Origin of the sequence: Brevundimonas sp. NPDC092305, from assembly GCF_044755415.1 — a bacterium.
Lineage (GTDB): Bacteria > Pseudomonadota > Alphaproteobacteria > Caulobacterales > Caulobacteraceae > Brevundimonas.
Genome location: NZ_JBIVQY010000001.1, coordinates 1,429,162 through 1,454,418 on the forward strand (window position 1 = coordinate 1,429,162; position 25,257 = coordinate 1,454,418).

25 protein-coding genes and 1 tRNA gene are annotated in these 25,257 nt (G+C 67.2%); 15 read left to right on the forward strand and 11 right to left on the reverse strand.

Features of this window, described 5'->3' with window-relative positions:
• Positions 1–119: 119 nt before the first annotated feature.
• On the forward strand, positions 120–389 hold the full coding sequence (locus tag ACIQC9_RS07125) for a hypothetical protein (RefSeq protein WP_400613883.1): 270 nt from the start codon (positions 120–122) through the stop codon (positions 387–389).
• On the opposite strand, the gene ACIQC9_RS07130 is transcribed toward ACIQC9_RS07125, so the two are convergent.
• The 3 genes from ACIQC9_RS07130 to queC are packed head-to-tail and all read right to left on the reverse strand — an operon-like array spanning position 390 to position 2,109.
• Complete coding sequence (locus tag ACIQC9_RS07130) at positions 390–758, reverse strand: 6-pyruvoyl trahydropterin synthase family protein (RefSeq protein WP_400613885.1); 369 nt, start codon at positions 756–758, stop codon at positions 390–392. It lies immediately after the preceding gene.
• On the reverse strand, positions 758–1,393 hold the full coding sequence (gene queE, locus ACIQC9_RS07135) for a 7-carboxy-7-deazaguanine synthase (protein ID WP_400615410.1): 636 nt from the start codon (positions 1,391–1,393) through the stop codon (positions 758–760). Before queE ends, ACIQC9_RS07130 begins: the two co-directional genes overlap by 1 nt.
• Positions 1,390–2,109 carry a 7-cyano-7-deazaguanine synthase QueC gene (gene queC, locus ACIQC9_RS07140; protein ID WP_400613887.1) on the reverse strand — a complete coding sequence of 240 codons (720 nt, stop codon included), beginning with the start codon at positions 2,107–2,109 and terminating at the stop codon, positions 1,390–1,392. Before queC ends, queE begins: the two co-directional genes overlap by 4 nt.
• Before the next feature lie 193 nt (positions 2,110–2,302).
• Here queC and ACIQC9_RS07145 point away from each other — a divergent pair, with 193 nt between their 5' ends.
• Entirely contained in the window at positions 2,303–3,934 is a 1,632-nt protein-coding gene (locus tag ACIQC9_RS07145; protein ID WP_400613889.1) for a response regulator, read from the forward strand.
• On the opposite strand, the gene ACIQC9_RS07150 is transcribed toward ACIQC9_RS07145, so the two are convergent.
• Positions 3,913–4,950: a ligase-associated DNA damage response exonuclease gene (locus ACIQC9_RS07150; protein ID WP_400613891.1), complete on the reverse strand. Its 1,038-nt coding sequence runs from the start codon at positions 4,948–4,950 to the stop codon at positions 3,913–3,915. The genes ACIQC9_RS07145 and ACIQC9_RS07150 overlap by 22 nt on opposite strands.
• 49 nt (positions 4,951–4,999) lie before the next feature.
• On the opposite strand from ACIQC9_RS07150, the gene ACIQC9_RS07155 reads away from it, so the two are divergent.
• The 5 genes from ACIQC9_RS07155 (at position 5,000) to ACIQC9_RS07175 (ending at position 7,524) form a co-directional block, all read left to right on the forward strand.
• The gene (locus ACIQC9_RS07155; RefSeq protein WP_400613893.1) at positions 5,000–5,479 is read left to right on the forward strand and encodes a PaaI family thioesterase; all 480 of its coding nucleotides are present in this window, start codon (positions 5,000–5,002) and stop codon (positions 5,477–5,479) included.
• Entirely contained in the window at positions 5,476–5,874 is a 399-nt protein-coding gene (locus ACIQC9_RS07160; RefSeq protein WP_400613895.1) for a PaaI family thioesterase, read from the forward strand. The genes ACIQC9_RS07155 and ACIQC9_RS07160 overlap by 4 nt, the downstream gene beginning before the upstream one ends.
• A gap of 117 nt (positions 5,875–5,991) precedes the next feature.
• Positions 5,992–6,324, forward strand: coding sequence for a hypothetical protein (locus ACIQC9_RS07165; protein ID WP_400613897.1), 333 nt, complete (start codon positions 5,992–5,994; stop codon positions 6,322–6,324).
• Positions 6,325–6,413: 89 nt separating this feature from the next.
• Positions 6,414–6,842 carry a hypothetical protein gene (locus tag ACIQC9_RS07170; RefSeq protein ID WP_400613899.1) on the forward strand — a complete coding sequence of 143 codons (429 nt, stop codon included), beginning with the start codon at positions 6,414–6,416 and terminating at the stop codon, positions 6,840–6,842.
• A 52-nt stretch (positions 6,843–6,894) separates the two neighbouring features.
• On the forward strand, positions 6,895–7,524 hold the full coding sequence (locus ACIQC9_RS07175) for a helix-turn-helix transcriptional regulator (RefSeq protein WP_400613901.1): 630 nt from the start codon (positions 6,895–6,897) through the stop codon (positions 7,522–7,524).
• 55 nt (positions 7,525–7,579) lie between these two features.
• Here the strand turns inward: ACIQC9_RS07175 and ACIQC9_RS07180 are convergent, their stop codons facing one another.
• From ACIQC9_RS07180 to ACIQC9_RS07195, 4 genes are all read right to left on the reverse strand, one after another.
• Positions 7,580–8,062, reverse strand: coding sequence for an SH3 domain-containing protein (locus ACIQC9_RS07180; RefSeq protein ID WP_400613903.1), 483 nt, complete (start codon positions 8,060–8,062; stop codon positions 7,580–7,582).
• A gap of 104 nt (positions 8,063–8,166) precedes the next feature.
• On the reverse strand, positions 8,167–9,837 hold the full coding sequence (locus tag ACIQC9_RS07185; RefSeq protein ID WP_400613905.1) for a lysine--tRNA ligase: 1,671 nt from the start codon (positions 9,835–9,837) through the stop codon (positions 8,167–8,169).
• Between the two features lie 45 nt (positions 9,838–9,882).
• On the reverse strand, positions 9,883–10,353 hold the full coding sequence (locus ACIQC9_RS07190; RefSeq protein WP_400613907.1) for a hypothetical protein: 471 nt from the start codon (positions 10,351–10,353) through the stop codon (positions 9,883–9,885).
• A 55-nt stretch (positions 10,354–10,408) separates the two neighbouring features.
• Positions 10,409–10,822 carry a hypothetical protein gene (locus ACIQC9_RS07195; protein ID WP_400613909.1) on the reverse strand — a complete coding sequence of 138 codons (414 nt, stop codon included), beginning with the start codon at positions 10,820–10,822 and terminating at the stop codon, positions 10,409–10,411.
• Between the two features lie 103 nt (positions 10,823–10,925).
• Between ACIQC9_RS07195 and queA the strand changes: the two genes are divergently transcribed.
• Together queA and tgt are read left to right on the forward strand one after the other, a co-directional pair.
• The gene (gene queA / locus ACIQC9_RS07200; RefSeq protein ID WP_400613912.1) at positions 10,926–12,014 is read left to right on the forward strand and encodes a tRNA preQ1(34) S-adenosylmethionine ribosyltransferase-isomerase QueA; all 1,089 of its coding nucleotides are present in this window, start codon (positions 10,926–10,928) and stop codon (positions 12,012–12,014) included.
• Complete coding sequence (gene tgt / locus ACIQC9_RS07205; RefSeq protein WP_400615413.1) at positions 12,011–13,132, forward strand: tRNA guanosine(34) transglycosylase Tgt; 1,122 nt, start codon at positions 12,011–12,013, stop codon at positions 13,130–13,132. The genes queA and tgt overlap by 4 nt, the downstream gene beginning before the upstream one ends.
• Here tgt and ACIQC9_RS07210 read toward each other — a convergent pair.
• On the reverse strand, positions 13,126–13,716 hold the full coding sequence (locus tag ACIQC9_RS07210; protein WP_400613914.1) for a hypothetical protein: 591 nt from the start codon (positions 13,714–13,716) through the stop codon (positions 13,126–13,128). The genes tgt and ACIQC9_RS07210 overlap by 7 nt on opposite strands.
• A 160-nt stretch (positions 13,717–13,876) precedes the next feature.
• Between ACIQC9_RS07210 and ACIQC9_RS07215 the strand changes: the two genes are divergently transcribed.
• Positions 13,877–13,953: transfer RNA gene (locus ACIQC9_RS07215), tRNA-Lys, on the forward strand.
• A gap of 40 nt (positions 13,954–13,993) precedes the next feature.
• Complete coding sequence (locus tag ACIQC9_RS07220; RefSeq protein WP_400613916.1) at positions 13,994–15,076, forward strand: CaiB/BaiF CoA transferase family protein; 1,083 nt, start codon at positions 13,994–13,996, stop codon at positions 15,074–15,076.
• Here ACIQC9_RS07220 and ACIQC9_RS07225 read toward each other — a convergent pair.
• The gene (locus ACIQC9_RS07225; protein ID WP_400613918.1) at positions 15,073–16,803 is read right to left on the reverse strand and encodes an ATP-binding protein; all 1,731 of its coding nucleotides are present in this window, start codon (positions 16,801–16,803) and stop codon (positions 15,073–15,075) included. The genes ACIQC9_RS07220 and ACIQC9_RS07225 overlap by 4 nt on opposite strands.
• 143 nt (positions 16,804–16,946) lie before the next feature.
• Here ACIQC9_RS07225 and ACIQC9_RS07230 point away from each other — a divergent pair, with 143 nt between their 5' ends.
• The 3 genes from ACIQC9_RS07230 to ACIQC9_RS07240 all read left to right on the forward strand — a co-directional run bounded on the left by ACIQC9_RS07230 (position 16,947) and on the right by ACIQC9_RS07240 (position 23,353).
• Positions 16,947–17,210, forward strand: a complete 264-nt coding sequence (locus ACIQC9_RS07230; protein WP_400613920.1) for a hypothetical protein — start codon at positions 16,947–16,949, stop codon at positions 17,208–17,210.
• A gap of 81 nt (positions 17,211–17,291) precedes the next feature.
• Positions 17,292–19,121 carry an autotransporter assembly complex family protein gene (locus tag ACIQC9_RS07235; RefSeq protein ID WP_400613922.1) on the forward strand — a complete coding sequence of 610 codons (1,830 nt, stop codon included), beginning with the start codon at positions 17,292–17,294 and terminating at the stop codon, positions 19,119–19,121.
• Positions 19,118–23,353, forward strand: coding sequence for a translocation/assembly module TamB domain-containing protein (locus ACIQC9_RS07240; protein ID WP_400613924.1), 4,236 nt, complete (start codon positions 19,118–19,120; stop codon positions 23,351–23,353). Before ACIQC9_RS07235 ends, ACIQC9_RS07240 begins: the two co-directional genes overlap by 4 nt.
• A 6-nt stretch (positions 23,354–23,359) precedes the next feature.
• Here ACIQC9_RS07240 and ACIQC9_RS07245 read toward each other — a convergent pair whose 3' ends face one another.
• Positions 23,360–23,896, reverse strand: coding sequence for a hypothetical protein (locus ACIQC9_RS07245; protein WP_400613926.1), 537 nt, complete (start codon positions 23,894–23,896; stop codon positions 23,360–23,362).
• 106 nt (positions 23,897–24,002) lie between these two features.
• Here ACIQC9_RS07245 and ACIQC9_RS07250 point away from each other — a divergent pair, with 106 nt between their 5' ends.
• The gene (locus ACIQC9_RS07250) at positions 24,003–25,253 is read left to right on the forward strand and encodes a hydrolase (protein ID WP_400613928.1); all 1,251 of its coding nucleotides are present in this window, start codon (positions 24,003–24,005) and stop codon (positions 25,251–25,253) included.
• Positions 25,254–25,257 lie beyond the last annotated feature (4 nt).

Sequence of the window (25,257 nt, forward strand, 5' to 3'; positions counted from 1 at the left end):
GGCAGAAATGCCCGGAAACAACTCTAGGGCGATTTACACCGAGGGGTTCGGGGGTTCGAACCCCTCGCCGCCCACCACCCGCCCCGTTCCGTAATCCTGATGTGTCGGGAGAGCCGTCCATGTTGAACCTCGAGCGCATCGCCGCCTTTTCCGCCGCAATCGCGGGAGCCCTGATGCTTCAGGGCTGCATCGTCGGCGCTGTGGTGGGAACAGCCGGCGCGGTCGTGGGCACGGGCGTCAAGGCGACCGGCGCCGTGATCGGCGCGGGCGTGGACGCCGTCACCACATCGGATGCCGAGACCAAGGCGAAATCCGAGCGCGAAAAGCGCGAATGGGAACGCGAACAACGCCGCTGCGAGCAACGCCAGCGACAGGGCCGGGCTTGCTGACTAAAAACTGAGAACGCAACGCTCGTTGATGGTCGGCCGCGCCACCTGGATGCGGCACAGGCCGGGCCATTCCGGCTTCAGCTCACTGGCGAACCACAGGCACAGGTTCTCAAGGCTGGGCAGCTCCAGCCCGGCGTGATCATTCAGCATGCCGTGATCCAGCTGTTCGGCAGCCGCCTTCAGCGCCGTATCCAGCGCGCCAAGGTCGGCGACCCAGCCGTGGACCGGATCCAGCGTTTCACCGCGCACCGTCGCTTCCACCGTGAACGAATGGCCGTGGACACGGCGATAGATGCTGCCCTCCGGCTCGTTGGGGAAGTGGTGGGCCGCGTCGAAGGTGGCCTGTTTGGTGATCTCGAAGACGGGCATTAGCGGACGCCGATGTATTTGTGGGTCTGGACGCTGAGCCGCCACTGCGGGTGCGTCAGGCAGTATTCGATGGCGGCGGCGGTGTTGGCCGCCTGATCCGGACCATCCATGGGCTGGAGCCAGAAACGCTCGAAATCGAGGTGTTCGAACCGGTCGGGCATGGCCCTGGCCTGCGGGAAAACCAGCTTCAGCTCCTGCCCTGCGGTCTGGAGCACGGGCGCATCGGCCTTCGGGCTGATGCAGATCCAGTCGATGCCGGTGGGCGCTTCCAGCGTGCCGTTGCTTTCGATGGCGATCTCGAAGCCGCGCGAATGCAGGGCCTCGATCAGGGGGGCGTCCAGCTGCAGCAGGGGCTCCCCGCCTGTGCAGACGACCAGACGGGGATCGCCCTCGCGCCCCCGCCACAAGGAAGCGACATGGTCAGCCAGAAGATCAGCGGTCGCGAACTTGCCGCCGCCATCGCCGTCCACGCCGACGAAGTCGGTGTCGCAGAAGGTGCAGACGGCCGTCGCGCGGTCCCGCTCCAGCCCATTCCACAGATTGCAGCCGGCGAATCGCAGGAAAACCGCCGGGCGGCCGGCCTGACCACCCTCCCCCTGCACCGTCAGAAAGACTTCCTTGGCCGAATAGGTCATCCGGCGACCCATTCCGCATATCCCGCCGCCCGCAGTTCGCAGGCCGGGCAGTCGCCGCAGCCATAGCCCCAGACATGCCGGTGCTCGCGATCCCCGCGGTAGCAGGTATGCGAGGCGTCCACGATCAGATCGACCAGCGGCTGTCCGCCGATCGTGTCGGCCAGTTCCCAGGTCTGCGCCTTCGTCAGGCTCATCAGCGGCGTGTCGATGACGACCAGCTTGTCCAGACCGAGGCTGAGCGCGCGCGCCATGGCTTCGATCGTGTCGCGGCGGCAATCTGGATAGCCCGAGTAATCGGTCTCGCACATGCCGCCGACCAGCACCTCCAGCCCACGACGATCCGCCAGTGCGGCGGCGCAGGTCAGGAAGACGAGGTTGCGCCCCGGAACGAAGGTGGTCGGCAGGCCGCGCGCATCCATCTCGATCGCCCGGTCGGCGGTCAGCGCACTCTCGGCGATACGGCCGTAGCCGGTCAGGTCCACGACGTGGTCCGGACCCAGCCGGTCCGCCCACTGCGGCAGGACCTTCATCATACCCTCTCGTACGTCCAGACGCGCCTGCATCTCGACCGCATGACGCTGGCCATAGTCGAAGCCAACAGTCTCCACCCGGGCGAACCGTTGCAGCGCCCAGGCCAGGCAGGTGGCGCTGTCCTGCCCGCCCGAAAACAGGACGAGAGCCGAGGTCGCAGCGGGGTTCAGGCCGATTTCGGTCATGACAAACCTGCGGTCGCCCGGTCGGACGCGCGCATGCACAAAGGGATGGGGCCGGCGAACCGACGGGCGGGCCTTCTACACCACGCTGCGACAGGATTCAAAAACGGCCGAAAAACGGCGGTTCCTGCACTTTAACCCTTCCTCAAGCGCTTTCCGTCATCTGTCCACAGGTCCCAGTGGAGTGCCGGCCGGTATGCCGACGATCGAAGCCTTAACGGAGCGCGCTACACCCGCTTCTCCGAACGCGCTGGGCGAAGAGATCTTCGCGCGTTTCGAACGCGAACCCGACACTCTGGTCATCCCCGTCGTCGAGGGTGACAGGCCAGTCGGTCTTATCGAACGCAACGCCTTCCTGCTGAAAATCGCCGGCGCATTCGGTCACTCCCTCTACGCCAAACGCCCGATCATCCATCTGATGGACGCCGAGCCCGCGGTGGTCGAGGCCGGCGTATCGATCGACGCCTTCTGCGACACCCTGTTGAAGAGCGGGCCCGGCGCCTTGATGCGAGGGTTCATCGTGACCCGGCAGGGTCGCTATCACGGGGTCGGAACGGCCGTCTCCCTGCTGCAGGCGGTGAACGATCGTCAGCGTCGCCAGAATGAAGAGCTGGCCGAGCAGGCGCGCGTGCTGACGGACACCCGTACGCAGGCCCTGATGGCCGCCCGCGCCAAGAGCCAGTTCCTCGCCATCATGAGCCACGAGCTGCGCACGCCGATGAACGGCGTCCTGGCCGTCGCCGAACTGCTGCGTCGACAGCCGCTCAACGTTCAGGCCCAAGCGCATGTCACCACAATCGTCGAGTCTTCCGAGACCCTTCTGCGGATCCTTCAGGACGCACTGGACCTCTCCCGCGCCGAGGCGGGCGAGCTGGAGCTGACGCCGCAACCCACGCCCTTGCGCGCGCTCATGGACGAAGTCCAGGCCATGTGGGCGCCCCGTGCCTCACAGGACAACATCACCCTGATGGTGGGCTACGAAGGCGACACGGAGCTGGCCGCCCTCGTGGACGGGGTCCGGATCAAGCAGGTCTTCAACAACCTGATCGGCAATGCCCTGAAGTTCGCCCGCAACGGCGTGGTCGAGGCCAGCCTCAAGGCCGTCGCCAAGGGCGATCGCATTGCGCTGGAAGCCCGCGTGCGGGATGACGGACCCGGCGTGGACGGCAATCGGGTGGATGAAATCTTCGAGCCGTTCGTGCACGGCTCGGGCCCCGACGGCGCGGGCCTCGGCCTGTCGATCTGTCGGCAGGTCGTGGACCGGATGCAGGGACGCATCTGGGCCGAGAACAACCCGGGCCGGGGCGCGACCTTCTCGTTCGATCTGGACGTCGAGCGCGTTGACATGGAGCCCGCCCAGCCTTCGAACGTCGAGACGCTGACGGATCTGGATCTCAGCGCCGCGCCGCATGTGCTGATCGTCGACGACAACGCCACCAACCGCGTGGTCGCCCAGGCGCTATGCGAGATGTTCGGCTGCACCTCGGAAACCGCCGAAGACGGGCTTGAAGCCCTTCAGGTCGTGCAGGAACGCCGCTTCGACATGATCCTGATGGACATCAAGATGCCCCGCATGGACGGCGTTCAGGCGACCCAGGCCATTCGGGCGCTTGAGGGTCCCGTCAACGCCATCCCGATCGTCGCCCTGACCGCCAATGCGGATCCGGAGGACGCCAGGCGTTACATGTCCATCGGGATGGCCGCGGTCGTCGAGAAGCCGATCAAGCCGGAACGCCTGCGCATGGCGATGAATGCCGCGCTGGAGCAGGCGGCCGCTGCTGCGGAAGCCGGCGTGGACACAGATGGTCAGGCCCGCTCGGTCGCCTGATCCTCGACCTCGTCGTCTTCCTCGTCATAACCGACCAGTCGCAGCGCCCGGGCCTTCTGGCCCCTGAGCTCGCACCAGCGCAACAGTCCTTCCTCGCGACCGTGCGTGATCCAGATCTCCTCTGGCGTCAGCTCGGTGAAGGTGTCGGTCAACTCCGTCCAGTCCGCGTGGTCCGAAAGCACCAGCGGCAACTCCACGCCTCGCTGACGTGCGCGAGCCCGAACACCCATCCAGCCTGAGGCGAAGGCCAGTACAGGATCGGCGAAACGGCGCGCCCAGCGGTCCTGCGTGGCCGACGGAGGCGCGATCACCACTTCGCCGCCCAAGGCATTGGCCTTCAGGCCCGTGGCGGGACTGAGAGGCCCCAGCTCAACTTCCTCGCGTTCATAGAGCCTGTTGAGCCGCTCCAGCGCGCCGTGGACATAGATCGGCCTGTCCCAGCCGGCCTCCCGCAACAAGCGGATCACCCTCTGCGCCTTGCCCAGCGCATAGGCGCCGACCAGGTGAGCCCGCTCGGGAAACTGGCGCAGGGACTGGACGAGGCGGCCGATCTCCTCGCCGTCTGGTGGATGATTGAAGACCGGCAGGCCGAACGTCGCCTCGGATATGAAGACGTGGCTCTTCACCGGCTCGAACGGAACGCAGGTCGGATCGCGACGACGCTTGTAGTCGCCGGACACCGTCATGGTGACGCCCTTCCAACGGATGACGGCCTGGGCCGAGCCGAGTACATGCCCCGCGGGGACAAGCGTGATCTCCACGCCATTGTGCGAGGCCAGTTCGCCATAGGCTGACGACTGACGGCGGCCGGTGAACTCCTCGCCATAGCGCTCGGCCATGATCCCGAGGGTCTGGGGCGTGGCGAGAACGGCGCCATGGCCCGGACGCGCGTGATCCGAGTGGCCGTGGGTAATCACCGCCCGGTCCACCGGCCTGACCGGATCGACGTAGAAGTCGCCGGGTGGGCAGTAGAGGCCGGCGGGCGTGGGCCTGAGAAGGTCCTCGAAGCGGATCATGATCTGGATATGGGCCTCATGCGGAATTTCGGAAACGCACGAGCCGCGCTTGCGTCGCGTCGCCGGTGCGGCCGATGTTGCCGGGATGAGCACTCCACAGATTTCCGACCTTATGCCGCAGCTCGCCTCGGCCGCGGCCCACACCCATGCGCTGGGTTTCGCCTTTGACGGCGTCGACGGCGATCGAGTCCGATTGCGCGTACCTTGGCGAGACGATCTGGCAGGCGATGCGCACAGCGAGGTGCTGGCCGGCGGTCTGGTGACCGCCCTGCTGGATCATGCGGGCGGACTGGCCGTGTGGACGAAGCTGGATCGGTTCGAGAGCATCGCCACGCTGGATCTGCGCGTCGACTACATGCGTCCGGCCCTGCCCCGCCGCGGCCTGATCGCCGAGGCGCGCTGCTATCGCCTGACCCGGTCGATCGCCTTCGTGCGGGCGTGGGCCTTCGAAGACGAGGCGTCCAACCCCGTGGCGGCGGCGCAGGGCAGCTACATGCTGGCCGGCGAGACTAGGGAGGGCGGCCTGTGAGCGCTTATCTGGCCAGCATTCCGTATGCGCGTTTTCTCGGACTGACGGCGGCCGAGCGGGACGGCGTCCTGACCGTCACCATGCCGTTTTCCGATCACCTGATCGGCAACCCCTTTCCACCCAAACTGCATGGCGGGGCGACGGCGGCGATGCTGGAGCTGACCGCGATGGCCCAGGTCGCGACGGCCTTCCCTCGCGCAACGCCTCCACGGCCAATCAATGTGACCATCTCCTACCTGCGGCCGGGACGACCGGTGGAGGTCCACGCCCGCGCCAGCATCAGTCGGGCCGGTCGTCGCGTCGCCCATGTCTCGATCGAGGCCTGGCAGGCCGATCCGGCGCAGCCGATCGCGACCATGACCGCCCACTTCCAGATGGCCGATGGAGATTCGTGATCGCCGAACAGGCGAGTAGTTAACGAAAGGTGCAACTACATGGTGAACAAAACCTTGCCGACCCTCTGGTTAATGTGTTAAGGCACCGCTTACCTAGTTTTGTAAGGGGATAATCTCGTGGTTCAGGCTGAAGTCATCGCCCACGTCGCTGGCGACCTCAATGCGACCGAACAAGCTGTCGACGAAGCCATCGTGCGCGCGACTACGCTGGTGCAATCGATGATCGGCGCCCGTTCGCAGCTGGGCGTCTCGCCCGTCGCCTGCACTGCCTCGCAGGCCAAGGCCATGGAAGCGATCGCCGCTCTCAGCGCCGCCCGTCAGGCCGTGGTCGAGTGCCACACCGAGATGGCCAAGGATCATCGCCGCCTCGGCTACGGCGTCTTCGCCGCCGGCCCGATCAACAAGGGCGACCGCCCGGAGCAGCCGACCGGCCAACTCCGCGTCGCCTGAATTCGGCGTAATAGTCGAGCTCGGAACTTCCGAAATCGGCCAAGCACGTTCATGATGACCCTCGCGTCGACAGGCGCGGGGGTTTTTCTATGTTTTTCAGTCTGGCCGCTCAGATCGGAGCGCTTTTCGCGATCTCCATCTGCGCCTTCGCCTTCTGGAAGGGCGGAGCAACCGAGCGCACCTTCGCGGGCAGCTATGTGCTTGCCTGGCTGGCGTCGCTCGTGGTGCAGCTTCAGGCCACCCCGTCCGTCTTCCCCTGGGCTCTATTCGCGATCGATTGCGTTCTGCTGATCGTCTACATCGCTCTCTGCTGGCGTCGGTCCACATGGGTGGTCTGGGCGACAGCCCTGCAGGCGCTGGCCGTCGCCAGCCACGCCATGAACCGTTTCGTGGTCTCTCCGACCACCGATGCCTTTTACACGGTCCTGAACATCACCCAGTACGGCACCCTGCTGGCCTTGGGCATCGGAACGTTCTGGGTCTGGCAAGAGAACCGGATCGCGTCGCAGGACAGGTAGATATTCCTAGGCAGAGGTTCTAGGCTCGGCCGAATCGCCGGGATACCGCCTCTTGCCTCTCACCCATGCCCAGATCTGGAAGGCCATCGATGGCCTCGCCCGACGTGAGGGCCTGAGCGCCTCTGGCCTTGCCAGGCGCGCTGGACTGGATGCGACCAGCTTCAACCCGTCCAAACGCCTTGGTCCCGGTGAGCGTCCCCGTTGGCCATCGACGGAAAGCCTGACACGGGTTCTCGACGTCACCGGGCTGTCGCTGGCCGACTTCGCGGAACTGGCGCAGGACGCGCCGGAACGTCCGTCGACCGCGCCCCTGCTAGGTCTGGCGCAGGCGGGACAGGACGGATTCTTTGACGACGCGGGTCTGCCGACCGGGGATGGCTGGGATCAGACCGATCTGCCCCGCCCCAAGGACACCCTGTTCAGCCTGACAATCAGCGGCGACTCGATGGCGCCGCTCTACCGCGCCGGCGACCGTGTGCTGGTGGATCGCGACATCGTCAACGTGCGCCGCGGCGATCGCGTCGTGGTGCGAACCACCACCGGCGAAACCCTCGCCAAGGAGATCGCCGCCATAAGTGCGAGAAGCGTGACGCTGGCCTCGATCAACCCGGCGTATGAACCGCGCATACTCGCCCGGCGCGACATCGACTGGATGAGCCGTATCCTCTGGGTCAGCCAGTAGCCCCACGCAAAAGGCCGCCCCGAAGGGCGGCCTTTCAACTCCGGCAAAGCCGTGTTTAGCGCGTGACGTAGCGGGCGTTGACCCAGCCGCCACCCGCGATCTGCACCCATTCGCCTTGCGAGTTCGTGGCGCTGAAGGGCTGGCCGGCCGACAGACGGCTGACGACCCGGTAGTTGGTGCCCGGACCCGAACGGACGTTCAGGTTGGACATGGCCCGCAGCTGGCTGCCGTCGTCATAGTTATACGAGGCATTCTGACGGGCGCGCTGCTGGTTACAGCCGATGTACGAACCGGCCGCAGCGCCGGCGCCAGCGCCGACGACGGTGCCGATGGTGCGCTCGTTGCGGGCGAGGTTCGAACCCACAACGCCGCCCAGAACCGCGCCGATCAGGGCTCCAGTCTGCTGACGACCGCCGGGGGCGTCACAGCTGGTGATGCCGTTCGACTGCGCCATGGCCATGGTCGGAATGGCGGCGGGTGCAAGCGAAGCCAGCGCAGCGGCTGCGGCGATAGCGGTGGTGAATTTCATCTTCGACATGGCTCATCTCCTGTCATCGAGTTGGTCGATGCCATGCAGAATGCCCGGGCCAAGCTGAAGCTCCCGTGGCGGCGCCGTTATATTCAGTTCATCTAGATTACAAATCAGGCCGCGAGATCGCCACGCGCGCCCCGCTCGATCAGCTCGATCGTCTGCGGCAGCCCATAGATGGCCGCGAACGACCCGAACCGCGGACCCTGCGATGCGCCCAGCAGCACTTCGTAAAGCGCCCCGAACCATGCCCGCAGGGGCTCGAACTCATGGGCTTTTCCGACCGCATAGACCTCGTTCTGGATGAGTTCGCCATCGGTTGTATCCGCAGGCAGCGCCTTCAGCCGTCCGGCCAGATCCAGCAGGGCGGCCGTCTCCTTCTCATCGGGCAGGCGGTAAGATTTCGAGGGTCGAACAAAATCTTCGTAGTAATTCAGCGCATGGCCCATCAGCCGGTCGAGCGTCGGCTCGGTCTGCGGCGTCGCCTCGGGCAGGTACTTGCCCATATAGGCCCAGAGCTGGTCCTTCGACGACGCGTTGGCGACGCCGACGAGGTTCAGCAACAGGCTGAACGACACGGGCGACGCTACCCTGGGCGGCGCGCCGGCGTGGATCGACCAGACGGCGTTGTCGATCTGCTTGCCCGGCTCCTGGGTCTGGAACTGGTCGATAAAGCTGAGATAGTCGTCGATCGCCCGCGGAATGACGTTGAAGTGCAGGCTCTTGGCCGACTTCGGCGACTGGAACATGTACCAGCTCAGCGACTCCGGCGTGCCGTAGCGAAGCCATTCGTCCATCGTCAGGCCATTGCCCTTGGACTTCGATATCTTCTTGCCCTCGATGTCGAGGAAGAGCTCGTAGTTGAACCCCTCGGGCGGAACGCCGCCTAGCGCACGGCAGACCTTGGAGCTTTCGCGCACGCTCTCGATCAGATCCTTGCCCGACATCTCGTAGTCGACGTCCAGCGCCGTCCAGCGCATTGCCCAGTCCGGCTTCCACTGCAGCTTCACATGGCCGCCGGTCACCGGAACCTCGGTCCGTCCGCCGGCTGGGTCGTCGAACACGATCGTACCCTTCTCGACGTTCCGCTCCAGCGTCGGCACCTGCAGCACATGGCCGGTGACCGGGCTGATCGGCAGGAACGGCGAATAGGTCTCGCGCCGCTCCGGCCCCAGCGTCGGCAGCATGATCGCCTGCACCGCGTCAAACCGCTCCAGCAGGCGCAGCAGCACCTCGTCGAACCGTCCTGAACGATACTGTTCGGTGGACGACAGGAACTCGTACTCGAAGCCGAAGCTGTCGAGGAAGGCCCGCAGCCGCGCGTTGTTGTGCGCGCCGAAGCTGTCATGCGTCCCGAACGGATCGCGCACCACCGTCAACGGCTTGTGCAGGTCCTCGACCAGCATCTCCGGATTGGGGATGCCCTCCGGCACCTTCCTCAGCCCGTCCATGTCGTCCGAGAAGGCCACCAGCCGCGTCGGCCAATGGTCGCCGGTCAGGGCGCGGAAGGCGTTACGCACCATAGTCGTGCGCGCCACCTCGCCGAACGTGCCCATGTGCGGCAGGCCGGACGGCCCGTAGCCCGTCTCCAGCACGACCGGCTTCCGCAGCGCCTCGAACGTCGCCAGCGCCTCGTCCGTCCTGCCGGCGTCGATCAGCAGCTTGGCCGCTTCACGCTCGGCGTCCGACAGACGCTTCTTCAGAACATGGTTCAGAAGATTGCGGGCCTGTTCAAACGGCCACGACCGGGCGTCGCGCGCGAGGGTTTCAAGGTTTTGCAGCATGGCGCAGGCTTTGCCGCGTCACGGCCGCTTGGTCAACGCAGGGGGCTAGCGGCGCCGTTCTGTGGCCCATACGACGACGGCTATCCCGGCCGCGACGATGAGGGCGTCCTCGATCAACCCGCTCTTCGTCTGACCCATCTCGCTCATGGCCCGCTTGCGGCCCGCGAGGGTCAGATAGGCCAGAGGAACGGCGGTTCCGATGGCCAGCCCCGCCCCTAGCCGCTCACGCCCCTTCGGCGCCAGGGCCGCGCCTGCGATGCCGGCGCTCATGACCCGGGCCAGCAGGCCGAGAAAGACGGTGCGGTCCGGCGCGGACTTCATCTTGTCGCCGAACAACTCCCCTGCGCCCATGAACAGGGCGCCGCCCGTAAACACCGGATGCGTCAGCAGACGCAACGTACCGGGCGTCTTCCGTCGGGCCAGATGCGCGCCGGCCAGAGCCGCCATTGGTGTCATGGATCGGGCGCTGGCGACGGCGCCGATAAGGGCGGAGGGCAGAAGATCGAAGGCTTTCATTCCCGCCCAACCCGCCGCATAGGTTTCGGTTCACGGCTCCGCTTGACGCCCGGTCTCAGCCTTCCGCTTGCGCCCCCTCATTCTGAGCGGCTCCGGGGATGGCGATGCAGAGCTGACGCGTCCCGCCGCCCGCCGCCGGCTCGACCCTCGGCGCAACCGAGGCGACGGTCGTTCCATCGGTCTCGTAGGTCGCCAGGAACTGACATCCGGTCTGCAGGTCGGTCAGCACATAGATACCCGGCTGATTGGTCGGCATTCTGGTCAGATTGGCAGTCACCGCCCCGCGCAAGGCGCCGACAGGATCATTGACCGCTTGCTGGATTTGCTCCGACCGATCGTTGAGCTCGGTCGCGGTGGCCGAGGCCTTGGCGGCGGTGTCCTCGATCTCCTGCAGGGTGGAAACGGCGTCCTCGCAACCCGCGACGAGGACGAACAGGGCGGAGGCGGCAAGGCCGGTGATCAGTTTCATAGGGTGTAGATGGCAGCGGAGAGGCCCGTCGTCAGGCTGGCATATGGTCTCACCGACGCCCTGCCTTGACCGCGCCTCATGACCGTGGCCTTTGCGCCGCCTGATGAAGACCGCCGATTTCGACTTCGACCTGCCGGACGACCGCATCGCGCTGAGACCCGCCGAGCCGCGGGATTCCGCGCGCCTGCTCGTCGTTCGTGGCGACGGTCTCGAAGACCGTGTGATCCGCGACCTGCCGGAGTTCCTGCAGCCCGGCGACGCGCTGGTGTTCAACGACACGCGTGTGATCCCCGCCCGCCTGTCTGGTGCTCGTCAGCGGATCGGGGCCGAGGGCGACACACTGTCCGTCGAGGTCGAGGCCACCCTGCACCATCGTGATGCGCCGGATGTCTGGTCTGCGTTCATGAAGCCCGGCAAGCGCATCAAGGCTGGCGACCGGATCAGGTTCGGAGCCGCCGTCGGCGGCGCCTGTGAGCTGGGCCGTCTCGATGCGACCGTGGCCGCCAAGGGCGAGGACGGGCTGGTGACCCTTCGGTTCGATCTCTCTGGCCCGGCGCTCGACGACGCGATCCGCGATGTGGGCGTCATGCCCCTGCCCCCCTATATCGCCGCCAGGCGGGCCGAGGACGACCGCGACCGGTCGGACTACCAGACGGTCTTCGCCGAGCACGACGGTTCAGTCGCCGCGCCGACGGCGGGGCTGCACTTCACACCCGCCCTGCTGCAAGCGATCCGCGCGAAAGGCGTCTCGACCCACGCTGTCACCCTGCACGTCGGCGCGGGCACCTTCCTGCCGGTCAAGGCGGACGACACCGCCGATCACAAGATGCATTCGGAATGGGGCGAGGTCTCCACAGACATCGCCGACGCCCTGAACGCAGTCCACGCCGCTGGCGGCCGGATCGTCTGCGTCGGGACCACCTCGCTGCGTCTGCTGGAGAGCGCGACGGGCGAGGACGGCGTGGTCGGGCCCTTCCATGGCGACACGGCCATCTTCATCACGCCGGGCTACCGCTTCCGTGCAGCCGACGTGCTGATGACCAACTTCCACCTGCCGAAGTCGACCCTGTTCATGCTGGTCAGCGCCTTTGCCGGGCTGGATACCATGAAGGCCGCCTACGCCCACGCCATCGCGGACGGCTACCGGTTCTATTCCTACGGGGACGGCAGCCTGCTATTCCGCGCCGCCTGATGCCCTTTCCCTTCGACATCTCCGCCACCGACGGCCGCGCGCGCACCGGCGTGCTGAAGACTCCTCGCGGCGATATCCGCACGCCTGCCTTCATGCCGGTGGGCACCGCCGCGACGGTCAAGGCGATGACCGTGGATCAGGTCAAACAGACCGGCGCGGATATCCTTCTGGGCAACACCTACCACCTGATGCTGCGGCCGGGGCCGGAGCGAATGGAGCGGCTGGGTGGGCTGCACAAGTTCATGCACTGGGAGAAGCCCATCCTGACGGACAGCGGCGGCTTTCAGGTGATGTCCCTGTCAGGCATCTCGAAGCTGACGGAGGAGGCCGTGACCTTCTCCAGCCACGTCGACGGATCAAAGCATGTCCTGACGCCGGAGCGGTCGATCGAGATCCAGGCCGACCGAATCGGCTCGGACATTGTGATGCAGTTGGACGAATGCGTCGCCTGGCCTGCCGAGGAGAAGCGCGCGCGCGAAGGCATGGAGCTGTCGGCGCGCTGGGCCAAGCGATCGAAGGACGCCTTCGGCACGCGCGAGACGCAGGCGCTGTTCGGCATCCAGCAGGGATCGACCTTCGAAAACCTGCGCCGCGAGTCCTCCGAGCGTATGCAGGAGCTCGGCTTCGACGGTTACGCCATCGGCGGTCTGGCCGTGGGCGAAGGCCATCAAGCGATGTGCGAGGTGCTGGACTACGCCCCTGACATGCTGCCCGCAGACCGGCCCCGCTATCTGATGGGCGTCGGCAAGCCGGTGGATCTGGTGGAAGCCGTCTGGCGTGGCGTAGACATGTTCGACTGCGTGCTGCCCACCCGGGCGGGCCGGCACGGTCAGGCCTGGACCTGGGACGGGCCGCTGAACCTGAAGAACGCCCGGTTCGCCGAGGATCAGTCGGCGCTGGACGCCGAGGTCCCCTGCCCCGCCTCACAGGAATATTCGAAGGCCTATCTGCATCACCTGATCCGGACGGACGAGATTCTCGGCAAGATCCTGCTCAGCTGGCACAACATCGCCTTCTTCCAGGCGCTGACGGCGGCCATGCGGGACGCCATCGCCCACGGCCGGTTCGACCAGTTCCGTCGTGAGTTCCACGCCCGGCACGTTTCGAACAGTCAGTAGCGCGCCCATGGCGGCCGGACGTGCCGCGGCGGCGGAGGTTCGCGTCGTATGGGCTGGTACCGCGTTTCCGCCTCGCGAGGCTCGAACCAGCTGGGCGCGGCCGGCGGGAGGCAGTTCATGCGCATGCCCGACCCCTTCAGGAAGGCGCGACGCACGCGACCGTTCTGGATCGCGCCCTTTACCGCCTGATCGTGGCGTTCTGCGCCTGACAGCTGACGAACCCAGTCGCGGACCGGCAGAAAATCGACCGCGGTGTCGATGAGCAGGCCGACAGACAGCTCGCCCGCCGCGCCCGCCACCCTGTCGCCCCACGCCGCATCGGGTTCGGCCGGCTCGTCCATGTCGGGGCCCAGCGCATCATTCAGATCGTAGACCTCGCGGGCGATGCTCTCGCACCGTCCCATATTGCGCGAGCCATAGGGATCGCTGGCCGCCGCCAGAAGCACGGGCGGAATGACCTCCCGCCTCAGATTCAGGTCGTCCAGAGGCGTCAGCGCGCCTGAACCGAACGCCCGCGCACCGCTGCATCCCGCCAGCAGCAGGCACAGCGCCGTGGCCGCCAGCACGCGCCCGCCAACCGTCAAAGGCCTGTCTTTCAAACCTCGCATGACCGCCTTGGTCGTCAGTCCGGACCAGGGCGGCAAGGAGAAACCCTGATCAGGCGAGTTCACGCCTTGACCTTGGCCCCGGATTGCAAGATGAAGCGCCCCTTCGATGGACCGGCTCCCGGTCATCGGCGTGCGTGCGTCCTTAGCTCAGTTGGTTAGAGCATCTGACTTTTAATCAGAGGGTCCTCGGTTCGAGCCCGAGAGGACGTACCACAGCCTTTCCTCCCATCGCCGGCTCGGATACCCAAGGGGCATGAAGCCCCTTGCCGGCGTGCGCATCCTTGAGTTCGACGGGCTGGGGCCTGTGACGTTCGCCGGGACGATGCTGGCGGATATGGGCGCGGAGGTGCTGCGGCTGACGCGCGGCGGCGGGGCCGAGGCGGCGGTGTTCTCGGATGTCGGCGGCGAGGTGCTGCATCGCGGACGCGCGGCGGTCGGGGTGAACCTCAAGAGCGATGCGGATCGGGAGCAGGTGCTGACGCTGGCCGGGCGCGCTGACGTTTTGATCGAGGGCTTTCGGCCGGGCGTGATGGAGCGTCTGGGGCTGGGGCCGGATGTGGTCGCCGGGCGCAATCCCCGGCTGGTCTATGGCCGGGTGACGGGCTGGGGCCAGACCGGGCCGATGGCCGGCGAGGTGGGGCACGATATCAACTACATCGCCCTGTCCGGGGCGCTGCATGCGCTCGGAGAGCCGGATCGGCCGCCCCGCCCGCCGCTGAATCTCGTCGGCGATTACGCCGGCGGGGCGATGATGCTGGTGACAGGAGTGCTGGCAGGTCTGGTAGAGGCGCGGACGACGGGACGCGGTCGCGTGGTCGATGCGGCCATGACGGACGGGTCGGCGATGTTGATGGGCCTGTTCTCGGCCCTGTTGTCGCGTGGACTGTGGTCGCCCGAAAGAGGCGGCAACCTGCTGGACGGCGGCGCGCCCTTCTATCGCTGCTACGCATGCCGGGACGGACAGTTCGTGGCGGTGGGCGCACTGGAGCCCCGGTTCTATGCGGCCCTGATCAGCGGGCTGGGCCTGAGCGCGGATGAGGCGCCGCAGTTCGACATGGGCGGATGGCCGGGCCTGCACGAGCGGTTCGCGAGTATCTTCACGATGCGGGATCGGGATGAATGGACGGCCGTCTTTGCCGGCACGGAGGCCTGCGTCACGCCGGTGCTGTCTCTGGAAGAGGCGCCGCGCCACCCGCACAACGAGGCGCGCTCCACATTCGTTGAGAGCGACGGTCTGTTTCAGCCTGCGCCTGCTCCGCGGTTCGACGGCGAGGTCTCCCCTCCCCGGCATCAGGCCAGCATCACGCTCGACGCAGCACTGCAGCGCTGGAGCTAGGCGACCTCGGTTTCGCGAGCCTGCTCGCCCGCGCAGGCGCCGGCCAGGGTCTGGGCCAACAGGACCGGATCAATCGGCTTGGTCAGGAAGGCGTGGACGCCGAGCGCATCCCAGGCGGCGCGGTGGGTGTCCATGGCGTTCGCCGTCAGGGCAATCACCGGCGTCGTGCCGTTCATGCGGCCCATGCGGATGCGCCTTGTGGCCTCAAGCCCGTCCATGACGGGCATCTGCATGTCCATCAGCACCGCGTCGAACTTTTGCTGCGCGGCCATCTCCAGCGCCTCGGCCCCGTTTTCGACCAATGTCAGGCGACAGCCGTGCGGCTCGAGCAACAGCTCCAGAATGCGGCGGTTCATCTCGTGATCGTCAGCGGCGAGGATCGACCGGCCCTGCAGGGAGCCGCCCTCGACCACGTCACGTTCAGGTTCGACGGTACGGACCTGAACGACCTGAAGGGGGAGCCGCAGGGTGAAGGTCGAGCCCTCGTCGATGACGCTTTCGACCGTCAGATTCCCGCCCATCAGCTCGGCCAGCTTGCGGCTGATGGTCAGGCCAAGGCCGGTGCCGCCATAGCGGCGCGTCGTGCCGACTTCGGCCTGTTCGAAACTGTTGAATATCTGTTTCAGCCGCTCGGGCGGAATGCCGCAGCCGGTATCGCGCACGGCGACGATCAACTGTCCGTCGATCCAGTCCACATCGACCGCGACCTCGCCGTTCCGGGTGAACTTCACGGCATTGGACAGAAGATTGAACAGGATTTGCTGGAACCGCAAGGCGTCGGTGCGAACCGCATCGGGCACCGACGGGGCGACCGTGACGCTGAGACGGACGCCACCGGCATCGGCCCGGGGCTCCCAGAGACGGCTGAGCGCCATCAGGCGATCACGCACGACCATGTCGGCGCTTTCCAGCTGCATCTTGCCCGCCTCGATCTTGGAGAAGTCGAGCACGTCGTTGAGCAGGCCCATCAGCACGTCGCCCGCGTCGATTAGCATCGAGACATGCTCGCGCTGGCCGGTGTCAAGTTTGGTCCGACGCAACAGGTTCGCCGCCGAGATGACGGCGTTCATGGGGGTGCGGATTTCGTGACTGATGACGGCGAGGAAGTCGGACTTGGCGGCGTTGGCGACCTCAGCCTTGCGACGGGCCTCCTGCGCCGTGTCCCGCGCGGACTGGAGCAGGCTGGTGGTCGTCGAGCTCTGGCGGACCGTGACGACCAGATGGGTCATGTAGAGAAAGCAGCCCACCATCACGAGCAGGTCCTGCCAGTGGCCGCTGACCACGGCGCCGGCCAGCGGCAGACCCAGGAAGTAGGCGGAATGCGGCGCGACGGCCGAAATCAGGATCGGCCGCGAATGGTGCATGTGCAGGCTGACGTGCAGCAGGCTGCCGGCCACCTGCACCATGGCGAACAGACGGCCGATCTCGCCCCCATTGAACCAGAGGTAGGCCGACATGGCGGAATAGACGGTGACGCTCAGCACCGTCGAGGCGCAGCACAGGGCCAGATAGGCCTTGTCCGGCTTCCACAAGGGGTTCTGGCGGAAACGACGGAAGACGAGCCAGTCGGCCGCCTGACTGGCCGCTACGGCCACGAACCAGATCAACGGCGCCGTTCCGGGCGCGATGAACCAGGCGGTCGTGCCGATGAACGCGGCCAGTGCAAGCCGGGATTTCAGCTCCCGACGGCGCCCTTCCGCAAGGGTGGCGTAGACTGTGGTCGCCATTCTGGCCCTCCGAAATTCGGAGTTTGATCAAAATTCCCCAAGGATTGGTTGCCGTTCGGATGACCCCGGTCCGGTTCGGGGGTATGGAACAGTCGAAAAGGCCGCGCGTTCGGCAGCCGGGCACGCGGGGGAGTATCCTGAAAATGAAAACGAAACTGACCCTTCTGTCGATTCTTGCCGGCGCCAGCCTGATCTCCGCATGCGACGACCCCCGCCCTGACGATCGCGGCGATGACGTGCAGGTTGAGGCCCAGTCGGCCGAGGACGCGGCTGTCGAAACCGCTGCGCCCGAATCAGCGCCCAGCCCCATCGACACGGCGCCGCCGGCGGATCAGGGCGCCCTGCCGCCCGACACCAAGTCGTCGGAAGAATCGGTCCAGCCGGAAAGCGAGACCCTGTTCTACTGATCGCCAGAAAGCCGCCACAGGCGGATGCGAGGGGCGGGCGCGCAAAACGAGGGTTCTCCGCCCGATGACGAAGGTTGACGATTGACGTTCCGGGCGGCCCTTTTCCTTTCCAGCGTGGCGAGCGTGGCTCTGCTGGCCGGCGCTGCGACGGCGGAACCTCGCGCCCAGATCCGGGGCGAGATGGATGCGGCCCTGCGAGGCCAACTGACCCGGGCGGTCGGCGAGGTCGACGGCGCACCGTCCAACCGGTTCGAGGCGAGACGTCGGGCTCGCGGCGCCCTGGAGGCCGCGCAGGCGCTTCTTCGGTCTGAAGGCTACTACCAGCCGACGCTGGAAGACGTGGTCGAGGGCGAGGACAACCCGGTCGCCATCGTGCAGGTCACGCCCGGACGTCGGTTCGTGCTGGGCGAGGCCGGCGTCAACTGGGCATTGCCGCCGCCTGATACGGAAACCGCTGCAGCGGCCTACAGCGAACTGAACCTGACTCCCGGCGAACCCGGCCGGGCCGTCGAGGTGATCGCCGCCGAAGGCCGGCTGGTGGCGGGCCTGACACGGAGGGGCTACGCCGACGCCCGGGCAAACCCGCGACGGGTGGTTGTCGACCACGCGGCGTTCACCGTTCAACCCACCTACAACATCGACTCCGGGTCTCTCGTCCAGCTTGACGGGATAAGGCTGGAGACGCGCGGGCCCACCAATCCGGCGTGGGTCGCCGGTCTGGCCCCGTGGGACGAGGGCGACGTCTACGACCCGGAGGACGTGGCCGAACTGGAGCGTCGCCTGCTCGAGACCGGGGTCTACAACGGCGTCGGCGTGGCGCTGGCCCCGGTCGACCAGACGAATGCTGACGGCAACCGGCCCGTGGTCGTCACTTTGACGGATCGGCCACGCTGGATTCAGGAGGCGGGCGTCACCCTGTCGACCGCGCGCGCCACCGTGACATCCGGACGGGCGACGTCGACCACCGGCGGTTCCGCGATCGAGGGCGAGTGGACCTACTACAACCGCTTCGGGCGGGCCGACACGCTGAAGTTCGACGCTCGTCTGTCGACCATCGACAGCCGTCTGGGCGCGGACCTCAGTTTGCCGCACTGGCGTCGCCCGGGGCGGACGCTGAGCATGGGCGCCGCGATCGTCAACGAGGACACAGACGCCTATCGCCGGTTCGCCGGCGTGCTCTACGCGGACATCCGGCAGCGGCTCGGCAAGTCGTCGTGGTACAGCTACGGACTAGGCGTGGACGTCGGTCAGTACGACGAAAACCGCTTCGACCCGATCACCCAGACGCCGCTCGACATCACGCGCAATCTCGCCCTGCTCACCGGCCGCGGCGGCGTTTATCTGGATCGGTCGAACGATCCTCTCGACCCCAAGAGCGGCTATCGTCTGACAGCGAACATCCAGCCGACCGCGGTGACCGGCGACGACTCCCTGCTGTTCCTGCGCACCGACGCCCAGGGCACGGCCTATCTGCCGCTTCAGGAAGGCGGAAAGACCGTTCTGGCCGGGCGGCTGAGGCTGGGGACCATCCTCGGCGGCGAGGAACTGACCATCCCGTCGGACCGCCTCTTTTACTCGGGCGGCGCAGGTTCGGTGCGCGGCTTCGAATATCAGGGCGTGGGCCCTCGCCTTCCCGACGGTACGCCTCGCGGCGGTCTTTCGCTGTTCGAGACCTCGCTCGAGGTCCGTCGTGACATCGGAAACAGCTTCGGCGCGGCGGTCTTCGTCGATGCCGGGGCCATCGGCTTCCAGGAATATCCGAACTTCAACAACTTGCGCTACGCGGCCGGCGTCGGCGTCAGGTACAAGCTGCCGTTCGGCCCGGTTCGCGCCGACATCGCCTTCCCGCTGGACCGTCAGCCGGGCGACTCCAACTTCCAGATCTATGTCAGCATCGGGCAGGCGTTTTGACCGAGGTCCCGCCCGACGACACGCCTGAGGCGCCGACGCCGGACACCCCGGCTCAGGCGGCCAAGCGCAAGCGCACGCGCTTGCAGGCCTTCGCCTTCTTCGGCGGCATGGCGGCGGCGGTGCTGGCGGTCGTTCTGATCGTCGCGGCGGTGGGCGGGCGGATGTATCTGCTCTCAGGGCCCGGTCGTGAACTGGTCACCAGCTTCATCGCCGGCAAGAAGATCGGGCGCTATGGGCGGATCAATGTCGAGGGCGTGCGCGGCGACCTGTTCAACGACTTCACCATCGACCGGGTCACGGTCACCGATCAGCAGGGCGTCTGGCTGGAAGCGCGCAAGGTCCACGTGGACTGGAGCTTCATCCCGCTGATCACGCGGAAATTCCACGCCACCGAGATCGAGGCCGAAGTCATCCGCCTGATCCGTCGGCCGCTGGTCGAGCCGTCCACCACGCCGCCGGGGCCCCACCCCCTGTCGATCGACATCGACCGCTTCGCCGCCAATGTGGAGCTGCTGGAAGGCTTCAGCCAGGAATACGGCCGCTGGAACCTGAGCGGCGAGGCCGAGGTTCCCCGCGTCGGGGCGAGGAAGTTCGTCGTCAACGCGGCCAGCAACACCCGTCCGGGCGACTTCCTGCACGTTGCGGCCACCATGGGTGCGAGCATCGCCGATCTGCGCCTGACGCTGAGGGCGAACGAGGCGCAAGGCGGCCCGATCGCCGGCTCGCTGGGCTATTCACCCGATCAGCCCTTCATGGCCAACGCCCTGATCAACGGTGAGGTTGTGAACGCCACCGTAAAAACGGGCGAGTTCACCCCGCTGATCGTGCGCGGTGTGTACGGCAAGGACCTGACGCGCATTTCGGGCTTCGCGGACTTCTCGGGATCAGACCTGTTCGCCCCCTTCGCCGAACGCATAGGCCGCACCGTCCGCTTCGGTTTCGCCACCCTGCCGGATGCCAATCGTGACGGCCTGCAGGGCGTGGGCTGGCGGCTGACCGCGGACAACCTGACCTCGGACGCGCAAGGGCTGATCCGTCTCAGCGACCGCAGCGCGCCGGACGGGGTCCGTCTGAACGTCTCCACCCCCTCGCTGAGCCGACTGGTCGGACAGCCGGTCGCCGGGCCATCGTCCTACACGGGTGTGTTCAAGGGCGACGCGACGACATGGACGCTGGATGGCGCGGTCGATCTGCTTGGCGCCGACGTGTCCAGCTATCGCGCACAGCGCATCCGGGGACCGCTGAATGTCAGCGTTCGCAATGGCCGATACGGGATCAACGGCGACATCCGCGCCCAAGGCGGGTCCGCCGCCGGCCTGATCGGCGGCCTTCTGGGCTCGCAGCCGCGTGTACAGTTCTCGGGCGCACGCCTTAAGGACGGCTCCTACCTGCTTGAGAAGGTCGATGCGACCGGACAGGCGCTGAAGGTCTCCGGTTCCGGGGCACGCAATCTGCTCGGAGGATTGGGCTTCCGCGGTCGCGCCGAGATCACCGACGCACGACGCATACGGCCCTCGGCGCGCGGCGCCTTCGGCGGGCCGATAACGGCTTCGATGGCCCGGGCGGGCTCACCGTGGCGGCTGACGTTCGACGGCCGCGGGCGCGGCCTGACGCTGGGCATGGAAGAGCTGGATCGGCTGCTGGGGCCCACGCCCCGGCTCCAACTGGCGGGCTCGCTGGATGGCGGGCGGGTGCGGATCGACAACGGACGTTTGACCGGAGCGCACGGAAACGCCGCCGCTCGGGGGACGATCGAAGGCAACGGTCGCCTGAACCTCGCCATGAACTGGAACGCACGCGGCCCCTTCGGCGTCGGGCCCGTCGCGATCGATGGCGCGATGACCGGCAACGGCACGGTGGGCGGCACGCTGGCGCAGCCTTCGGCGGACCTGCATGCGGCGTTCGGTCAGGTGAAGGCCGGCGCCCTGACCCTGACGGACGCGCGAATGGACCTGACCTTCCGGCGCGGCGCAGACGCCTCGGACGGACGTATCGCCGTCGTGTCGGGATCGAACTACGGACCGGCGCGAGCCAGCGGCGTCTTCTATCTGGGCGGCGAGCGAATCCGGCTGACCGAGGTCGATCTCGACGCAGGCGGGATTACCGCCCGCGGAGCGGTGACGCTGTCCAACAACTTCCCGTCCAGTGCGGACCTGACCTTCACCGCCCGTCCCGGCGCGTTTCTGGCCTCGGGCCAGGCGGATGGGCGCATCCGCCTGCTGGACAGCGGCGGGAACGAGTCCGCCATTCTGGATGTCAGCGGCCGCAACGTCCGGCTGGCGGGCTCGACCTATGTAGTCCGGACCTTCGACCTGAACGGCCGCGGAACGCTGGAGCGCCTGCCCTTCACGCTGAAAGCCGATGTCGGTGGCGGCACGCCCGTCGCCTTCGACGGAAGCGGGGTCTATTCGCGACAGGGCGAAGCCCAGACGGTGACGCTGGAAGGCGGCGGACGCGTTCGCGAGATCGCCTTCACCACCCGCACGCCCGCCGTTATCGCCTTGGCGGGAGACGGGCGTGTCGCGCGGGTCGATCTGAACCTCGGCGGCGGCGTCCTGAGCGGCGAACTGCGTCAGGATTCCGAGGCCGCGGTCATCGAAGCCAATCTGACCAGCGTCGAGCTGGGTTCGCTGGCTCCCGACCTACGCGGACGGGCGACAGGGCGACTGTCGCTTCGGGGCGCGGGTGACGACCTCGCCGGCTCGGCCAACATGACCTTCGAACAGATCCGCAGCATTGACGCTCCGCGCGGTCTCGCTGTGGACGGCAGCGTCAACGCCGTGCTGGCCGACGATACCCTGCGCATTCAGGCTCAGGCGCGCGACGAAGGGGCGGTCGAGGCGTCGGCGGATATCAACCTGCCGGTCGAGGCGTCCGCGGCGCCGCTGCGGCTCGCCATCGCCCGGACACGCCCGATGTCAGGTCAGGTCGCTATCGACGGCCAGATTCAGCCCATCTGGGACCTGTTCCTCGGCGGGGAGCGGTCGCTGTCGGGCAAGGTGGATGCGGATGCGACGCTGGCAGGCACTCTCGCCGCGCCGCGCATCAATGGCCGACTGGACCTGACCGAAGGCGGCTTCCGGGACAACGCCTCAGGCCTGCGCCTGACCGATGTAACGTTGAACAGCCGGTTCGACGACACCACCGCCCTGATCGAGACCCTCTCGGCCCACGACGGGTCGGCCGGTACGGTGCGGGGCGACGGGCGGATCGGGCTGCGTGAAGGCTCCGGGTCCAGCTTCGAACTGAACCTGACCCGCTTCCGGATCATCGACAACGACATCGCCCAAGCCCGCGCCTCCGGTCCCCTGACGGTCGAGCGGGCCGCGGACGGCCGCATCCAGATCAACGGCCGGATCGACATCGACGACGCCCGCATCGAGGCCAATCCGCCGGGATCGACCGGCATCGTCAGCATGGACGTCATCGAGATCAACAAGCCCGGCGGCGACATTCCGGAAGAGCAACAGAACCGTCCGCGCGGTCCGCAGATCGCCATGGATGTCGCCATCCGCTCGCCCGGCGGCGATGTGCGCGTGGTCGGGCGCGGCCTTAATGTGGAGATGAGCGTCAACGCGCGGGTCACGGGCACGATCACCCGCCCGATCCTGACCGGGAACGCGCGCGTGGTGCGGGGGGACTATGAATTCGCGGGCAAGCGCTTCGTCTTCGACGACCGCGGCTCGGTCAGCCTGTCGACCAATCCGGAGCAGATTCGCCTGAATCTGACGGCGACGCGCGAGGATCCGGCCTTGACGGCGACCATCCGCGTCACCGGCACCGCTGCGCGGCCCGAGATCGCGCTGACCTCCAGCCCGGCGCTGCCGCAGGACGAAATCCTGTCGCAGGTGCTTTTCGGACGGTCAGCGTCGCAACTGTCCGCCTTCGAGGCGGCCCAGCTGGCGGCCGGCGTCGCGGCGCTGGCGGGCGGCGGCGGCTTCGATGTGATCGGAAACCTGCGCGAACTGGCGGGTCTGGACCGCCTGTCCTTCGGCGGAGAGGCGTCCAGCCTGACCGTGGCGGGCGGGCGCTACATCACTGACGACGTCTATCTGGAGATCATCGGCGGCGGCGACGAGGGCGCGGCGGTCAATCTGGAATGGCAGGTGCGCCGTAACCTGACCGTCAGTTCCAGCATCGGCGGTCAGGGCGACGCGAGCCTGTCGATCCGCTGGCGGCGACAGGCCCGGCAGCCGGGCACGGGTCGAGACGACCCGCGCCCGAACCGGTAGGTCGTCCTACGAGGCGTACTCGGCTTCGCGCTTGAACTTGCCCAGTGCATTGCCGCCCCGGATGCCGGCGATGTGCAGCACCAGTTCGACGATCATGACGATGAAGCCGACCACGATCTGCCACATCGGCGTCGCCGCCGCGGCCGGGTTGCTGCCCGCCATCATGAGGCCCAGAGCCGTCGAGCCGAGGCCATAGACCACCAGGATCGTGAAGATGATCGGAATGATCACGTTCGGCTTGAACCACTGGACGGCGCCCAGCACGATCTGGATCACCACCACCGCGATCGCGCCGCCGATGGCGAAGCCCATCATCATGTCCGTCATCCCGGGCATGGCCGCGGCCTCCGGATTTTGCGCCATACCATCAGCGACAGCCGCCTGCACGACCGCCCCGCCCTCGCCCATCAGATAAATCACGCCGTAGAGCGCCCACAGCACCCCGATGAAGATGGCGATAGCGCTGGCCCGTGCGGCGGCTTTCGCCTCCTCCACATTGGCGATCGGCGCGGTCGGATTGCACGCCTTGACCCAGTCCGTCATGTCTCAGTCCCTCCTGATTTGGCCGTTCAGGGTAACGGTGGTCACGCGCCGCGCAAGCACCCCCTCGCCTTCACCTTTGCCGCCCGCCCGGCTAGGGTCCGCGCGCATGCGGATTCTCGCTCCTGACCAGGCCGTGTTCGACCATGTCGCGGCGCGCGGCGCATCGATCGTTGACCGGGCCGTCGCCTGGGCGAACGTTAATTCGGGCAGCCGCAATCCGGACGGTCTGGCGCGCGTGCTGGATATGCTGGAAGTCACCGCCCGGGGGCTTCAGGGCGAGGTTCGCCGCATTCCCACCCAAGGCTCCACGCTCGTCGGCGACGACGGCTCGGTGCGGAGCGAGGCGCACGCGGACGCCCTCCAGATCAGCACACGGCCCGATGCCCCGATACAGGTCGTCCTGACGGGCCACTACGACACTGTCTTTCCTTCGGACAGCCGGTTCCAGACGGTCACGACGCGCGCGGACGGCGCCCTGAACGGCCCCGGCATCGCCGACATGAAGGGCGGGATCAGCGTCATGCTGGCCGCGCTCGAGGCCTTCGAGACTCATCCTGACCGGGAACGCGTCGGCTGGACTGTATTGCTGTCCCCCGACGAGGAGATCGGCTCTCCAGCATCCGCGCCCCTGCTGGCTGAGCTGGGTGCGCGCGGCCATGTCGGCCTGACCTATGAGCCCGCGCTCGCCGACGGGACGCTGGCCGGCGCACGCAAGGGCAGCGGAAACTACCATCTGATCGTCACCGGCAAGGCCGCCCACGCGGGGCGAGCCTTCCATGAAGGCGCGAACGCCATAGCCGGAGCCGCGATCATCGCCGCGCGCCTGCACGGGCTGAACGGCGAGCGCGAAGGCGTCACCGTGAATGTCGCAAAGATCAGCGGCGGCGGTGCGCTGAACGTCGTGGCCGACAACGCCGTGGTCCGGTTCAATGTGCGCGTGCCCGACGCCCAGTCCTCGGCCTGGGTGTCGGGGGCCGTGCGCGAGATCGCGGCCGACGTCCCCTTCCCCGGCCTGACCCTCGATCTTCATGGCGGCATGACCCGCGCGCCGAAGCCGATGGACGCCAGCCAGAGCGCCCTTTTCGAGGCCGTTCGCGACGCCGGCGCCCTGCTGGGCCAAGGCATCGCGTGGAAGCCGTCCGGTGGCGTCTGCGAGGGCAACAATCTGCACGCCGCGGGCTTGCCCAACGTCGATACCCTCGGCGTCCTTGGCGGCGACATTCATTCGGATCAGGAGTTCGCCTGGCCCGCCAGCTTTGTTCAACGGGCGCAGCTCAGCGCCCTGATCCTGTGCAAGATCGCGTCCGGCGAGATCGACGCCCTGAAGCTGAAGTTCCTTCGTCTGGAGTCGATGTAACCCG

Bases quoted from the DNA above. Each gene is read 5' to 3' on its own strand.
- ACIQC9_RS07125 (WP_400613883.1), top strand. From the start codon at position 120: ATGTTGAACCTCGAGCGCATCGCCGCCTTTTCCGCCGCAATCGCGGGA.
- ACIQC9_RS07130 (WP_400613885.1), bottom strand. From the start codon at position 758: ATGCCCGTCTTCGAGATCACCAAACAGGCCACCTTCGACGCGGCCCAC.
- queE (WP_400615410.1), bottom strand. From the start codon at position 1,393: ATGACCTATTCGGCCAAGGAAGTCTTTCTGACGGTGCAGGGGGAGGGT.
- queC (WP_400613887.1), bottom strand. From the start codon at position 2,109: ATGACCGAAATCGGCCTGAACCCCGCTGCGACCTCGGCTCTCGTCCTG.
- ACIQC9_RS07145 (WP_400613889.1), top strand. From the start codon at position 2,303: ATGCCGACGATCGAAGCCTTAACGGAGCGCGCTACACCCGCTTCTCCG.
- ACIQC9_RS07150 (WP_400613891.1), bottom strand. From the start codon at position 4,950: ATGATCCGCTTCGAGGACCTTCTCAGGCCCACGCCCGCCGGCCTCTAC.
- ACIQC9_RS07170 (WP_400613899.1), top strand. From the start codon at position 6,414: ATGTTTTTCAGTCTGGCCGCTCAGATCGGAGCGCTTTTCGCGATCTCC.
- ACIQC9_RS07180 (WP_400613903.1), bottom strand. From the start codon at position 8,062: ATGTCGAAGATGAAATTCACCACCGCTATCGCCGCAGCCGCTGCGCTG.
- ACIQC9_RS07185 (WP_400613905.1), bottom strand. From the start codon at position 9,837: ATGCTGCAAAACCTTGAAACCCTCGCGCGCGACGCCCGGTCGTGGCCG.
- ACIQC9_RS07190 (WP_400613907.1), bottom strand. From the start codon at position 10,353: ATGAAAGCCTTCGATCTTCTGCCCTCCGCCCTTATCGGCGCCGTCGCC.
- ACIQC9_RS07195 (WP_400613909.1), bottom strand. From the start codon at position 10,822: ATGAAACTGATCACCGGCCTTGCCGCCTCCGCCCTGTTCGTCCTCGTC.
- queA (WP_400613912.1), top strand. From the start codon at position 10,926: ATGAAGACCGCCGATTTCGACTTCGACCTGCCGGACGACCGCATCGCG.
- ACIQC9_RS07220 (WP_400613916.1), top strand. From the start codon at position 13,994: ATGAAGCCCCTTGCCGGCGTGCGCATCCTTGAGTTCGACGGGCTGGGG.
- ACIQC9_RS07225 (WP_400613918.1), bottom strand. From the start codon at position 16,803: ATGGCGACCACAGTCTACGCCACCCTTGCGGAAGGGCGCCGTCGGGAG.
- ACIQC9_RS07230 (WP_400613920.1), top strand. From the start codon at position 16,947: ATGAAAACGAAACTGACCCTTCTGTCGATTCTTGCCGGCGCCAGCCTG.
- ACIQC9_RS07245 (WP_400613926.1), bottom strand. From the start codon at position 23,896: ATGACGGACTGGGTCAAGGCGTGCAATCCGACCGCGCCGATCGCCAAT.
- ACIQC9_RS07250 (WP_400613928.1), top strand. From the start codon at position 24,003: ATGCGGATTCTCGCTCCTGACCAGGCCGTGTTCGACCATGTCGCGGCG.